Raw genomic sequence first — 13,579 nt, 5'->3', positions numbered from 1 at the left:
CAAATGGAAAAGAAAATATTAAAGGTACACCCGAAAGATAATGTGCTGGTGGCCCTGGTAGATCTGGCCGAGGGTGAGGAGATCACCTATGGCAATGAGGTCTACATCTTAAAAGATCATGTAAAAGCAAAGCATAAATTTGTTACGCAGGGCCTGCGGACGGATGACCAGGTGATCATGTATGGTGTTCTGGTTGGCAAGGCCAAACTGCCGGTGCCAAAAGGGGCGGTGCTGACTACCGCTAATCTAAAACATGCGGCAACAGGCTTTGATACGGGTGAAAACCATATGGACTGGCATGTGCCTGACGTATCTGCCTGGAAGGACAAAACTTTCAATGGCTTTCACCGTACTGACGGACAGGTAGGGACAGCCAACCACTGGCTGGTGATCCCCATGGTGTTCTGTGAGAACAGAAACCTCGATGTGATTCAGGAAGCACTGCTGAATAACCTTGGTTATGGCAGGAATGAAAATTACCAGGCCCAGGCCAAGGAGCTGATGTCGCTTTACCAGAGCGGGGCAGGTGTGGAAGAGATCCTCAATGCACAGATCAGCTATCCCGAAAAAACAGAAAAGAAAAACAGGATGTTCCCGAATGTGGACGGAATCAAATTCCTGACGCACAATGGTGGCTGTGGCGGCATCCGCCAGGATTCACAAACCTTATGCGGCCTGCTGGCGGGATATATCACCCACCCGAATGTTGCCGGGGCAAAGGTTTTGAGCGTGGTGAATGTTCTGGACTATCCCGAGAAGGTGACAAAACCGGGATTGAACCTGCTGTGCACGCCAGGTAATGATGTAGAATCTACCACTGCTGAAGTGGGCTCGGGGGCTAATACTGTGCTCTTCACCACTGGCCTGGGAACACCTACCGGCAACCCGATTGCCCCGGTAGTTAAGATATCTACCAATACAGTGCTTTACAATAAAATGAATGATATTATTGATCTGGATACAGGCTCGATCATCGCTGGTGAAGAAACCATTGAAGAAGCCGGTGCACGTATCCTGAATTATGTGATCGATGTAGCAAGCGGAAATACTACAGTAAGTGCGGTACGCCATATCCAGGATGATTTCATCCCATGGAAACGCGGCATCTCACTGTAACATAAAATATGAAAATATGAAGCCTTTTTTAGACGAAAACTTTCTTTTGAACAGCAAAACTGCTGAAGTACTTTACCACCAGTTTGCGAAAGACATGCCGATCATTGATTACCATTGTCACCTTCCGCCGGATCAGATCGCTGAGGATAAGAATTTTGAAAACCTTACTCAGGTATGGCTGTATGGCGACCATTATAAATGGCGGGCAATGCGTGCCAATGGTGTTCCTGAAGAATTTATTACAGGCAACAGAAGCGACTGGGAGAAATTTGAGAAATGGGCAGAGACCGTTCCCTATACTTTACGTAATCCACTGTACCACTGGACACACCTGGAATTACAAAGATATTTTGATGTTTATGATATCCTTTCGCCGGCTACCGCGAAAAAGATTTATGATGAATGTACTGCCAAATTGCAGACACCTGAATATTCGGTGCAAAGCCTGCTGAAAAAAATGAACGTGGTCACAGTAGCTACTACGGATGATCCCTGTGACGATCTCGCACATCACCAGAAATTGAAAGCATCTGGTTTCGAAGTGAATATATTGCCTGCTTTCAGACCAGATAAGGCAATGAATGCCGATGACCTGACCGCACTGAACGCCTATGTCGCAAAACTGGAAAAGATACATGGTGCTGAGATTAAGACCTACAGGGAATATTTGTATGCGCTGGAACGCAGACACGATTATTTTGCCGAAAACGGTTGTGTACTGTCTGACCACGGTTTGGAGCAGTTATATGCTGAAAATTATACGGAAGAGGAAGTGGAGGCTATCTTTTTAAAGATAGGAGGGGGTGACACGCTGACGAGACTGGAAATTCTGCAGTTCAAATCTGCAATGCTGCATGCATTTGCGGTTTGGGACCATGAAAAAAACTGGGTACAGCAGTACCATATCGGTGCACTCAGGGATAACAATACCAGAATGCTGAAAAATCTCGGCCCTGATACCGGGCTGGATTCCATTGGTGATTTTTCACAGGGAGCAGCACTGTCAAAATTCATGAACAGGCTGGATACAGGTAATCAACTGGCAAAAACCATTATATACAACCTGAATCCGGCTGATAATGAACTGATCGCAACGATGATCGGCAATTTTAACGATGGTACTATCGCCGGAAAAATCCAGTACGGATCGGCCTGGTGGTTCCTGGACCAGAAGGATGGCATGATCAGGCAGATCAACGCGCTGTCAAACATGGGCCTGTTAAGCCGCTTTGTAGGCATGCTTACGGATTCAAGAAGTTTTCTCTCCTTCCCGCGTCACGAATATTTTAGAAGAATATTGTGTAATTTATTAGGAGAAGATATTGAAAATGGTGAACTTCCCGACGACATAGCCTGGGTAGGTAAAATTGTACAGGATATATGTTATAACAATGCAAAATCCTATTTCAATTTCTAAATGATGAATAAAGTTTTAAGTTTCGGCGAACTGCTGCTCAGGATTTGTCCTGATTCTGCAGGGAGCTGGCTGAAGGAGAATAGTTTCCCGGTGTACGTTGGTGGTGCTGAAGCAAATGTGGCTGCAGCGCTTGCCCTTTGGAAGATCCCTTCGGCATATATGTCTGCCATCCCTGATAATTTTATAGCCAGGCAGCTGCTGGGATACCTTGATGAATTGAACGTTGATACCAGCGCCATGCAGTATTCCGGTGAACGCATCGGCCTTTATTTCCTGGATAAAGGAAAGGACCTGAAGAATGCCGGTGTGATTTATGACCGTAAATATTCATCCTTTTCTGAACTCGAAACAGGCACTATAGACTGGGATAAGGTGTTTTATGGCGTAACCTGGTTTCATTTCAGTGCAATATGTCCTGCAATTAACCAGTCGGTAGCCGATGTATGTGAGGAAGCCCTGAAAGCGGCGTCTGAAAAAGGCATTACGATATCGATCGACCTGAATTACCGCGCTAAACTCTGGAAATACGGAAAGGAACCTGTGGAGGTCCTTCCTGCACTGGTGCAATACTGCGACCTCGTGATGGGCAATGTTTGGGCAGCCGAAAAAATGCTGGGCATTCCGGTTTCTGAAACACTGGTAGAAGAGCATGATAAAAGTGCTTATCTGCAGCAATCACAGATCAGTTCAAAGGCAATAATGGAGGCTTTTCCGAAGTGTAAGAACGTTGCGAACACTTTCCGCTTTGACCATGGCTCAGGTATACAATATTACACAACCTTGTACACGCAGGAAGAGCTATATATTTCTAAAGAGTATATGGCAGATCAGATTGCAGGTAAGGTGGGCAGCGGGGATTGTTTTATGGCAGGCCTGATCTACGGGTTTTACAAGGAGCATTCGCCACAGGAGATAGTTGACTTTGCAACGTCAGCAGCTTTTGCCAAGTTATTTACAGAGAGTGATTTTAATACAACAAAGTTAGAAGATATAAAAAAGGTAGTTCAGGAATATGAAAACTAAACAAGAAACTTTAAAAGTGATTACAGAACAGGCACTCCTGCCTTTGTTCTTTTATGAAGATGCAGATGTAAGCCTGGAAGTAGTGCGTACGTTATACCGCGCGGGTGTCCGTGTAATTGAATATACGAACAGGGGGCCTGCAGCCCTGGAAAATTTCAAACTGCTGACTGAAGTGGCTAACCGTGAAATGCCTGAATTACACGTCGGAATCGGAACAATCAAAAATACACGGCAGGCATCAGACTTTCTTGACGCAGGTGCACATTTTATTGTTTGCCCGGTGGTAGACCTGGAGATTGGCAAACTGGTGCATGAAGCCGGACTGCTTTGGATTCCCGGATGTTTCTCCCCAACAGAAATTAACCTGGCCTCGCAGAATGGTGCCGGACTGATCAAATTATTCCCCGCAAACCTGCTTGGCCCGGCATTTATGTCTTCCATCAAAGATCTATTCCCCGGACAATTGTTTATCCCGACAGGTGGTGTGGAAATTGAAGCAGACAATATCAGCAGCTGGTTTAAATCAGGTGTTTGTGGAGTTGGAATGGGCAGTAAGCTCATTAGCAAGGATATATTAATGAATAATGATTACGATACCCTATTTACATTAACCGAAAAAACATTCAAAATCATTAGTGAAACCAGGCTGAGTTAAGGAATTAACCCGGCCCCCCTCTGTCCTTACCAACCTCAAACCAAATATAACCAATGAAAGAAGCTAAAATGAGCAATTACCGCTGGACGATCTGTGCGTTGTTGTTTTTTGCCACTACTGTTAACTATCTGGACCGCCAGGTATTAAGTCTTCTGCATCCAATGCTGGAGAAGGAGTTCAACTGGACAAACAGCGATTACGCCAATATTACATCGGCATTCCAGTTTATTTATGCTATATCGATGCTGTTTGCAGGCAGGATAGTTGACAAGCTGGGTACAAAATGGGGCTATGCAATTTCTTTGATCGTATGGTCTGCCGGTGCTATCATGCATGCATTGGCTATTCCAATCGGGGAAGGCCTTTCTTCAATGTTAAGCTGGGCTGGTTTGGGCTTAATTCCGGTTTCTGTTCTGGGTTTTATTGCTTCAAGGGCAGTGCTCGGTTTTGGTGAATCCGGGAATTTCCCCGCTGCAATTAAAGCTACTGCAGAATATTTCCCAAAAAAGGAACGTTCTTTTGCAACAGGAATTTTTAACTCAGGAGCGAATATCGGTGCAGTTCTGGCACCGCTGACCGTACCTTGGATAGCTTCCAAATGGGGTTGGGAGAGTACTTTTATCATCGTTGGCGCCGTAGGGTTGATCTGGCTTGGATTCTGGTTCTTTTTCTATGAGAAACCTGAGAATCAGAAAGGCATTACCGCTTCTGAGCTGGCTTACATCAATAGCGACTGTTTAAATGATGATGGTATTATGGAGATCGAGGATACGGAAAAAGTTTCCTGGCTGAGGCTGCTGGGTTATAAGCAGACCTGGGCTTTCGTATTCGGTAAGTTCATGACCGACGGCGTATGGTGGTTTTTCCTTTTCTGGCTGCCTTCATACCTGAAGGTTCAGTATGAGATGGAAGGTACTGCGATCATGATTCCGCTGACGGTATTGTATAGCATGACAATGATCGGCAGCGTCGGCGGTGGATGGTTCCCCGTGTATTATATGAAAAAGGGGCTTGCCCCATATGATGCAAGGATGAAAGCCATGTTTATTATTGCATTGTTTCCCTTAATCGTTTTGGCTGCACAGCCTTTAGGCCATATCACCTTCTGGATCCCGGTAATTCTAATCGGTATCGGTGCTTCTGCACACCAGGCTTGGTCTGCCAACATCTTTACCACCGTTTCTGATATGTTCCCTAAAAAGACAATAGGTACGGTGATCGGTATCGGTGGTATGGCTGGTGGTTTGGGTGGGGTTGCCATCTCCAAACTGGGTGGTGGACTATTCGATTATTATAAATCCCTGGGCCATACACAAACCGGATATACAATCATGTTTGCAATTTGCGCAGTAGCATACCTGCTGGCGTGGATCGTGATGAAAATTCTGGTACCTAAATACCGTCCGATTACGGATTTATAGCATATTTCCTGAAGAAAGTTATTATCTTCATAAATTGTTAATTTAATTCAGTTCTCTTATGTCTGTAATAGATCTATCCTCAATTTTCGTTGAGGAACAGCAAATTCCTGAGCAACATAGATTAATGGAAGAGGTTCATCAGCGTGAATATTTAAGTAACGGTGAGATGCTCCCATGGAACGGAGAAGTACATACTGTACTTTCTCCCGTTTGTATCAAAACAGCGCAAGGGCTTAAACGTAAAGTGATAGGAACCTATCCGTTATGTACGGAAAAGGAAAGCTTCGAAGCGCTTGACGCTGCTGTAGCTGCCTATGACAATGGCCGGGGAATATGGCCCACCATGAGCGTGGCAGACCGTATTGACTGCGTAGACAAGTTTACGCAGCGCATTATCCTCAAAAAGGATGAAGTAGTAAAATTGCTGATGTGGGAGATCGGAAAATCTCATGCTGACTCGGTGAAAGAATTTGACCGTACGGTTGAATATATCTATGCCACTATCGATGCGCTGAAAGACCTGGACAGGCAATCTTCAAAATTTAGTATCGAACAGGGGATAGTAGCTCAGATCAGGCGCTCACCATTGGGTGTGGTACTGTGCATGGGCCCTTTTAATTATCCGCTGAATGAAACATTTACAACACTGATCCCGGCACTAATCATGGGAAATACGCTGTTGTTCAAACCACCTAAACATGGTACGCTGCTCCATTACCCTCTCTTAGAAGCTTTCAGGGATTGTTTTCCTAAAGGAGTGGTGAATACAATATACGGCCGCGGAAATAAGATCATTCCCGGTCTGATGCAATCAGGAAAGATCAATGTGCTTACGCTCATCGGCTCCAGTAAAGTAGCGGACGAACTGAAAAAACTCCACCCGAAAGTGAACCGCTTAAGGGCTATTCTGGGGCTGGATGCCAAGAATGCAGCAATCATAACCGCAAATGCCGACCTGAAGCTTGCCGTACAGGAAACTCTGCTTGGATCCCTGTCTTTCAACGGACAGCGCTGTACGGCACTGAAGATCGTTTTTGTTCACCGTACTCTTGCAGATGCCTTTCTGGAACTGTTAGCTGAAGCAGTAGCCAAACTGAAATATGGTATGCCCTGGGAAGACGGAGTTGCAATAACTCCATTGCCGGAGGCACATAAACCTGCGTATCTTAAGGAATGTATAGACGATGCAATTGCTCATGGCGCCCGCGTGGTAAATGAGAACGGCGGCCTCAGCAATGAATCGTTCTTCTATCCCGCAATCATTTACCCCGTGAATAAGGAGATGAAATTATGGGAAGAAGAGCAATTTGGCCCGGTAATTCCTGTAGTACCTTTTGATGACCTGGAAGAAACGATTGAGTACCTGATCGATTCTACACACGGTCAGCAGGTCAGCATTTTCAGTAATGATGATGAGGAGATCGCAGGACTGATCGATCCGCTGGTCAATCAGGTAAGCCGCGTCAATATCAATTGCCAGTGCCAGCGCGGCCCGGATGTTTTTCCTTTTACAGGAAGAAAGGATAGTGCCGAAGGTACGCTGTCAGTAGTTGATGCCCTCAGATCGTTCTCCATCCGCTCGCTGGTAGCCACAAAGCTGAATGACACCAATAAGCATTTGCTTAATGCTATTGTAGAAGGTAACAGCAGCAACTTCCTGTCTACTAAGTTCCTGTTTTAAAATTTAACATAAAAAGAATAAGGCCGGCATATCAATGCCGGCCTTATTCTTTTTATGCGTTCACAAAGGTACACTCAATGGCAAACAGAATGTTAATCAACCAGCCGTTTCTCCAGGATGAAGGAACTCTGAATTTTTCTCTTTTTTGAGTTGTTCAGGATCACATTATAGTTCCCCAGGAATCCTGTGCCAATCACGTTATGTGGGGCAGCAGAACTCAAAACTACCTTTTGGTTCTTTAGCGCTATGCCGTTGAAGGTCATTTTTGGGATGACTGCTTCATATATGGTGTCTACTAACTTGTGGGAATGGATATTGGAAGTTACTGTCCTTGACGGACTCAGGTGATAATCTTCAATGATCGCCTGTCCGATTGCAGTAGTGGTACTGAGAAGAAAGCCCGCGCCAGATCCAAGGTCAAGAATAAACTCGGAATTGACGTTGCTGATATTCACTATGGCGGTAGGGAAAGTGTTGTTCTTATAGCTTACGGTAGTAAAGGGCTGGCTTGGGCTGAACGGGGCTTTGGAAACGGACATTTCGTTTCTGTCATTATCAATCATCCAGTTGTACTGGTATACCATCAGCGTTCCGGTAGAGCCAGTTGCGATTGAATCCGGAAAGGCCTGGTTAATGACGGTCTCCTCGTTACGGAATTTCAGCTTACCGATCTCGATCTTAGGAAGGTAGAAAAGCGATTTACTATGCGGGCCGCCGTATTTATCTGTAGACATCAGGCGATCCCAGCTAGGCCATAACTGCCTGGTCTCATAGAAGTAAGGCGTTAACCTTAAAGTCTTGGAATAGGTAGCAAAGAGGAGTGCTATCGTATCATTATCTACTCTCGCTGGCAGGAATATCCGGTTAAACTTATCCTTTTTAAAGGCGATCTTCGTGACTTCTTTTTTTGACTGGGCCTGCACAGCCGTTGAAGAGATCAGACAAACAAGGTTAATGCAGGCAACTGCAAAAATGAACTTTGATGTTCTTTTGGTTAACAGATTTAGCGTATTCATATGTGTGTGAATTTATAAGCACTAAAATAATCAATTTACAGGACAAAACTAGCTTTAAACAAATACCGTAATTAAATGTTTATTATAAAAAACACATCCTATGCCTTTCTGGTTAAAACGCTCTCTGCAAGTCTTTGCTGCACTTATTATTCTTATCATTGTTGTCTTTATCGGACTGGCGGTTTACGTGAATGTGAATAAAAAAGCACTGCTGGTTTCTATCAATAAGGAACTGAACAGAAACATCAACGGAAGTGTGACCGTAGGCGCAATGGAGCCTACTTTTCTGAAGGGCTTTCCTGGAGTTTCCGTATCACTGAAGAATGTGGAGATCAGGGACAGCCTGTGGAAAGTACATCACCATTCGCTGCTTACTGCAAAGGATTTTGACATCTCAGTGAATGCAATGGCCTTATTGAGAGGTACGATAGAGATCAGAAGGATCTCTATTAATGATGCTGAGGCCTATCTCTATACAGATAGTACGGGATACAGCAATACTTCTGTTTTTAAAAAGAAGAATGCCGCACCGGTTGACAAGGAGGAAAGTACCTCACCGGCTGAGATCAGGAGGTTTGACCTCAACAATGTCCGCTTTATCCTGGATAACAGGAAAGGCAACAAGCTTTTCTTATTCGCCGTTCAGGATTTCAGCGGTAAAGTAGATTATCCTTCTTCCGGCTGGAAGGCAGATGTGAACCTGAAAACCCTTGTCCGCAGCCTCGCCTTTAATACCAAACGCGGAAGTTTTGTAAAGGATGAGGTGCTGCAGGGAAAAATGGATATTGAATATGACAATCAGCTTGGCCTTATTGAGGTTAAACCAAATATTCTAAACATCGGTGATGACCCTTTCATCATTGGCGCAAAGTTTAAAATCGCAAAAGACCCTACGGAGTTTACGATTACCGTTGAAGCACGCAGCATTTTATGGAGGAACGCCTCTGCCTTGCTGGCACCCAATATAACCTCCCGCCTGAACATGTTCAACCTGGATAAACCTATTGCCGTAAAAGCTATTATTGACGGCAATATGGGCGCCGGTGGCGATCCTTCGATCTTTGTAAATGCATCTGTAAAAGCAAACCGGCTGACAAGCCCGGGAGGAGTAGTGGATAATGTTAGTTTTTCAGGCGTATATACCAATAACTTCATCAATGGCAAAGGGTTCACAGATGCCAACTCAGCTGTGAAACTGTACCGTTTTTCCGGCAGTATGGCCGAAATCCCCTTTACCATCGATACTGCCTTTATCCATAATTTTGATAAGCCTGTGGCCACAGGAACATTCAGATCTAAGTTTGATGTGTCTAAACTGAATAACCTGGTGGGGGACGACCTGCTGAATTTCACGAAGGGAACCGGTGAACTGAAACTTCATTATTCAGCTGATATGGTGAATTTCAAATTGAATAAACCCGTGATCACCGGTCTGGTGACAGTTAAAAATGCCGATGTAAGTTATGTGCCCAGGAATGTGAATTTTAAAAATACCTCGATCACGCTCGACTTTCAGAAGGAAGACCTGCTGATTAAGGATATCAGGCTGCAAAGCGGGAAAAGTATAGTTTTCATGGAAGGAAGCATTAAGAATTTCCTCAACCTGTACTATACAGCCCCGGAAAAGATCATCATGAACTGGAACATGCGCAGCCCGCAGGTCTATCTTGGAGAATTTATGGGCTTCATCGGATCGAGAAAAGGGCGCGCGTCCGCTAAATCAAAAAAGAAAAATAAAGTAAGTGCAGGCCAGCTCAATGAAATGCTGGAAAAGGGAAAGGCCGAGATCCATCTGAAGGTAGACAAAGTACATTATAATAAGTTCCTTGGCACAGACGCCACGGCAGATATCTTACTCTCTGACGCCGGTGTATATTTAAATAACGTCAGTTTAAAACATGCTGGCGGATCTGTTAAACTCAATGGTAGCGTGACCCAGATTGGTGCCCTGAACAGGTTTACGGTAAATACCGTGGTCTCTAATGTAAGCATCAGGGATTTCTTTTATTCTTTTGACAATTTCGGGCTCCGTACACCCACTTATAAAAACCTGAGAGGCAACTTCTTTACAAAAACAAATGTATCCGGAAATATCACTGCCGAAGGAAAGGTCATTCCGGGATCCATGAACGGGAGTGTGGTATTTGATTTAAAAAATGGTGCCCTTGTCAACTTCGATGCCGTGCAGAATGTAGGTAAGTTTGCTTTTCCGTTCAGGGACCTCAACAATATTACGTTCAATAACCTGAACGGGAAATTTGATATCAGGGGAGAAAAGGTGACCATCAACCCCATGAAAATCAATTCCAGTGTGCTGAATATGGACATCGGAGGAATCTATTCCATGGGCCCGGGCACGAATATCCTGCTGGACATCCCGCTGAGAAATCCAAAAAAGGATGAAGATATTACCGACAAAAAAGAGATCAGGGAACGCAGGATGAAAGGGATAGTTGTACATATCCAGGCGATCGACGGCGATGACGGCAAGATCAAATTTAAACTGGTCAGGAAAAAAGACAGGGATAAAACGGACTAAGGCTGCAGGCTTTCAAATTTATCACCAATCAGAAAGATCAGGTCTTCATCCAGTGAGACCTCATCATTGCTTACCCACATATCTTCTTCCGACAGGAAGATCTCAAATTTTTCATGTCCCGGTATTTCTGCGAAGTAAGCTGTATCCTCATCCTGTTCAACTTCAGTGATCACTACCGGGATATTTTCACCTTCAAATTCTACTGTAAATTCTGTTTTTAAATCTGCCATAGCGTTAAATGTATGTTCTGCGAAGTTATTCTTATTCTATTTATAATTATGATGAAAGATCAAAAACATTTGGTCGACTTTTTGTTATTCGTAAAATAATATATATTTAAATCCCTACGGAGAAAATTCTGAGTTTATCTAATGACTAAAAAACGATCTGAAACGTCTCAAGCTGCTCATTTTAGCACCTTGCAAAAATCACCTACCGGCATCAATGGGCTGGATGAAATTACGAAAGGAGGGCTTCCCCTGGGCAGGCCGACCTTAATTTGCGGCAGTGCCGGCTGCGGAAAAACTTTAATGTCTATCGAATACATTGTAAGGGGAGCGCTACAGTTTAATGAACCCGGCGTATTCATGGCCTTTGAAGAAAAACCTGAAGAACTCGCCTTAAATGTGGCTTCTTTAGGGTTTGACCTGGATCAGCTGATGGCTGACAAAATGGTTAAAGTTGACTATGTACACATTGAACGCAGTGAAATTGAAGAAACAGGAGAATATGACCTTGACGGTTTATTTATCCGACTGGGATACGCAATAGACAGCATAGGTGCCAAACGTGTGGTACTTGATACCATTGAAAACCTGTTTTCGGGTTTAACGAATGAAAGCATCCTGCGTGCGGAGCTAAGACGGTTATTCCAATGGCTGAAAGACAAGGGTGTTACCGCAATCATTACCGGTGAGCGTGGTGACAGCACTTTGACAAGACAGGGACTGGAAGAATACGTATCCGATTGTGTGATCTTACTTGATCACAGGATATCCAATCAGATCTCTACACGTTTGCTGCGCGTAGTTAAATACCGCGGCTCTATGCATGGTACAAATGAATATCCTTTTTTAATAGATGATGAAGGCATTTCAGTACTGCCGGTAACATCGTTGCAGCTCAATATTGACGTGTCTACCGAAACGATCTCCTCAGGGATCCCGAGCCTGGACAGGATGCTGGGTGGTGACGGGTTCTTTAAGGGCAGCAGTGTCCTGGTTTCAGGCACTGCCGGAACAGGAAAAACCAGTATAGCTGCTTCCTTTGCTCATTCCACCTGTCTGGACGGAAAGAAATGCCTTTATTTTGCATTTGAAGAATCACCCATGCAAATACTCAGAAATATGCTTTCTGTGGGTATGGACATGAGTAAGCACTTAAAAAGCGGATTGCTGGAATTCCATGCATCCAGACCTACCATGTACGGCCTGGAAATGCACCTGGTGGCAATGCACAAAAAAATAAAGCGCTTCAAACCCGAAGTGGTGATACTGGACCCAATCACAAACCTGATCACGGTGGGGTCGGTAAGTGAGGTAAAAGCGATGCTGATCAGGCTGGTAGATTTTCTGCAGAATGAAAGGATCACGGTGATGTTTACCGCGCTTGCGTTGAATAATACCCTGAATGAACAAACAGATGAGGGCATCTCTTCACTGGTAGATGCCTGGCTGCTGATCCGTGATATAGAATTTAACGGGGAGCGGAACCGTGGCATGTATGTGATGAAATCAAGGGGAATGGGACATTCCAACCAAGTCAGGGAGTTCATTATTACCAGTAAAGGACTGGATCTGGTAGATGTATACCTGGGCCCCGATGGAGTGCTCACAGGATCTGCAAGACAGGCACACATTTTGCGTGAGCAAACCGGAATAGCCCTGCATGGCCAGGCCGTGAGCAGGAAAGACCGTGAGATCTCAAGAAAACGCAAACTCCTTGAATCAAAAATAGCCAGCCTGCAAACCGAATTCGAATCTGTTGAAGAAGAATTGAACAAGGTATATCTTGAAGAAGAACTTAAAAATCAGATACTGGAAACAACACGTCTGGAAATGCTCGAAAAACGCAGGGGAGTAGAGGGCAACAATAAACAAAAATCACCAGGCAGTAAAAAGAAATAAAATGGGCGAAGCCGAACAAATGTGGGAGCTGAGGCTCTATATCGCAGGTAAAACACCTAAATCTATCAGCGCATTAAGTAATCTCACCAAATATTGTGAGGAGCACTTAAAAGGAAAATATAAAATTGAAATTATTGATTTATTACTCCAGCCACAGTTGGCAGAAGGTGATCAGATCTTCGCGGTACCTACGCTGGTAAGAAAAGTGCCGGTGCCAATCCGTAAAATAATTGGAGATCTAAGCAACGAGGAAAAAGTTCTTGTTGGGCTAAACATCATACCCTTAAAGAAGAGCTAATTGGAAACTCAAGCATATCATCTCTCTCTTTTCATCACAGGTGCCTCTCCGAATTCGGTACGTGCTATCAATAACATCAAATGTATCTGTGAGAAATACCTGCCTGGAAATTACGAACTGGAGATCATTGACGTCTATCAAATTCCTGAAATTGCGCAAATAGAACAGATCATTGCCTTACCGACACTGATCAAAAAAGGTCCGTCGCCGGAAAGAAGAATGGTGGGCGATATGTCTGATACGGCAAAGGTATTGAGAGGATTGGGCATTGTCATTAAAGATTAAGC

Annotated in this window: 12 protein-coding genes; 10 read left to right on the top strand and 2 right to left on the bottom strand. The window is 44.3% G+C overall.

Translation table 11 applies throughout. The annotated features are described in order from the left end of the window. Nucleotides 1–3 precede the first annotated feature (3 nt). From BLW16_RS18390 to BLW16_RS18365, 6 genes are read left to right on the top strand one after another with little or no spacing between them, the layout of a single operon-like run. The gene (locus BLW16_RS18390; RefSeq protein WP_090559298.1) at nucleotides 4–1,116 is read left to right on the top strand and encodes a UxaA family hydrolase; all 1,113 of its coding nucleotides are present in this window, start codon (nucleotides 4–6) and stop codon (nucleotides 1,114–1,116) included. 16 nt (nucleotides 1,117–1,132) lie between these two features. Beyond that, nucleotides 1,133–2,533 (top strand): glucuronate isomerase, encoded by a 1,401-nt coding sequence (gene uxaC / locus BLW16_RS18385; RefSeq protein WP_090559296.1) that lies wholly within the window; start codon nucleotides 1,133–1,135, stop codon nucleotides 2,531–2,533. Next, nucleotides 2,534–3,556, top strand: coding sequence for a sugar kinase (locus BLW16_RS18380; RefSeq protein WP_245735373.1), 1,023 nt, complete (start codon nucleotides 2,534–2,536; stop codon nucleotides 3,554–3,556). Next, on the top strand, nucleotides 3,546–4,211 hold the full coding sequence (locus BLW16_RS18375) for a bifunctional 4-hydroxy-2-oxoglutarate aldolase/2-dehydro-3-deoxy-phosphogluconate aldolase (protein WP_090559294.1): 666 nt from the start codon (nucleotides 3,546–3,548) through the stop codon (nucleotides 4,209–4,211). The genes BLW16_RS18380 and BLW16_RS18375 overlap by 11 nt, the downstream gene beginning before the upstream one ends. A 53-nt stretch (nucleotides 4,212–4,264) precedes the next feature. Further along, on the top strand, nucleotides 4,265–5,632 hold the full coding sequence (locus BLW16_RS18370; protein WP_090559293.1) for an MFS transporter: 1,368 nt from the start codon (nucleotides 4,265–4,267) through the stop codon (nucleotides 5,630–5,632). Nucleotides 5,633–5,690: 58 nt separating this feature from the next. Then, nucleotides 5,691–7,313, top strand: coding sequence for an NADP-dependent glyceraldehyde-3-phosphate dehydrogenase (locus tag BLW16_RS18365; protein ID WP_090559291.1), 1,623 nt, complete (start codon nucleotides 5,691–5,693; stop codon nucleotides 7,311–7,313). Nucleotides 7,314–7,405: 92 nt separating this feature from the next. On the opposite strand, the gene BLW16_RS18360 is transcribed toward BLW16_RS18365, so the two are convergent. After that, the gene (locus BLW16_RS18360) at nucleotides 7,406–8,329 is read right to left on the bottom strand and encodes a hypothetical protein (RefSeq protein WP_090559289.1); all 924 of its coding nucleotides are present in this window, start codon (nucleotides 8,327–8,329) and stop codon (nucleotides 7,406–7,408) included. A gap of 100 nt (nucleotides 8,330–8,429) precedes the next feature. Between BLW16_RS18360 and BLW16_RS18355 the strand changes: the two genes are divergently transcribed. Then, nucleotides 8,430–10,868 carry an AsmA family protein gene (locus tag BLW16_RS18355; protein ID WP_090559287.1) on the top strand — a complete coding sequence of 813 codons (2,439 nt, stop codon included), beginning with the start codon at nucleotides 8,430–8,432 and terminating at the stop codon, nucleotides 10,866–10,868. Here the strand turns inward: BLW16_RS18355 and BLW16_RS18350 are convergent. Beyond that, nucleotides 10,865–11,098, bottom strand: a complete 234-nt coding sequence (locus tag BLW16_RS18350; RefSeq protein WP_090559285.1) for a hypothetical protein — start codon at nucleotides 11,096–11,098, stop codon at nucleotides 10,865–10,867. The genes BLW16_RS18355 and BLW16_RS18350 overlap by 4 nt on opposite strands. 141 nt (nucleotides 11,099–11,239) lie before the next feature. On the opposite strand from BLW16_RS18350, the gene kaiC reads away from it, so the two are divergent. Genes kaiC through BLW16_RS18335 form a run of 3 tightly spaced genes read left to right on the top strand, consistent with a single transcriptional unit; the run spans nucleotide 11,240 to nucleotide 13,577 of the window. After that, nucleotides 11,240–12,994, top strand: coding sequence for a circadian clock protein KaiC (gene kaiC / locus BLW16_RS18345; protein WP_090559283.1), 1,755 nt, complete (start codon nucleotides 11,240–11,242; stop codon nucleotides 12,992–12,994). Nucleotide 12,995: 1 nt separating this feature from the next. Further along, on the top strand, nucleotides 12,996–13,292 hold the full coding sequence (locus BLW16_RS18340; protein WP_090559282.1) for a circadian clock KaiB family protein: 297 nt from the start codon (nucleotides 12,996–12,998) through the stop codon (nucleotides 13,290–13,292). Then, the gene (locus tag BLW16_RS18335; RefSeq protein WP_090559280.1) at nucleotides 13,293–13,577 is read left to right on the top strand and encodes a circadian clock KaiB family protein; all 285 of its coding nucleotides are present in this window, start codon (nucleotides 13,293–13,295) and stop codon (nucleotides 13,575–13,577) included. It abuts the gene before it with no gap. Nucleotides 13,578–13,579 lie beyond the last annotated feature (2 nt).

This window comes from Pedobacter hartonius (assembly GCF_900107535.1).
Lineage (GTDB): Bacteria > Bacteroidota > Bacteroidia > Sphingobacteriales > Sphingobacteriaceae > Pedobacter > Pedobacter hartonius.
The sequence above is the reverse complement of the archived record's forward strand: the minus strand, read 5'-3'. Positions and strand labels throughout refer to the sequence as shown.

What these genes read in the sequence shown, in the direction of transcription:
- BLW16_RS18340 (WP_090559282.1), top strand. Translation starts at nt 12,996, where the DNA reads ATGGGCGAAGCCGAACAAATGTGGGAGCTGAGGCTCTATATCGCAGGT.
- BLW16_RS18355 (WP_090559287.1), top strand. Translation starts at nt 8,430, where the DNA reads ATGCCTTTCTGGTTAAAACGCTCTCTGCAAGTCTTTGCTGCACTTATT.
- BLW16_RS18360 (WP_090559289.1), bottom strand. Translation starts at nt 8,329, where the DNA reads ATGAATACGCTAAATCTGTTAACCAAAAGAACATCAAAGTTCATTTTT.
- uxaC (WP_090559296.1), top strand. Translation starts at nt 1,133, where the DNA reads ATGAAGCCTTTTTTAGACGAAAACTTTCTTTTGAACAGCAAAACTGCT.
- BLW16_RS18375 (WP_090559294.1), top strand. Translation starts at nt 3,546, where the DNA reads ATGAAAACTAAACAAGAAACTTTAAAAGTGATTACAGAACAGGCACTC.
- kaiC (WP_090559283.1), top strand. Translation starts at nt 11,240, where the DNA reads ATGACTAAAAAACGATCTGAAACGTCTCAAGCTGCTCATTTTAGCACC.
- BLW16_RS18380 (WP_245735373.1), top strand. Translation starts at nt 2,534, where the DNA reads ATGATGAATAAAGTTTTAAGTTTCGGCGAACTGCTGCTCAGGATTTGT.
- BLW16_RS18370 (WP_090559293.1), top strand. Translation starts at nt 4,265, where the DNA reads ATGAAAGAAGCTAAAATGAGCAATTACCGCTGGACGATCTGTGCGTTG.
- BLW16_RS18350 (WP_090559285.1), bottom strand. Translation starts at nt 11,098, where the DNA reads ATGGCAGATTTAAAAACAGAATTTACAGTAGAATTTGAAGGTGAAAAT.
- BLW16_RS18390 (WP_090559298.1), top strand. Translation starts at nt 4, where the DNA reads ATGGAAAAGAAAATATTAAAGGTACACCCGAAAGATAATGTGCTGGTG.
- BLW16_RS18365 (WP_090559291.1), top strand. Translation starts at nt 5,691, where the DNA reads ATGTCTGTAATAGATCTATCCTCAATTTTCGTTGAGGAACAGCAAATT.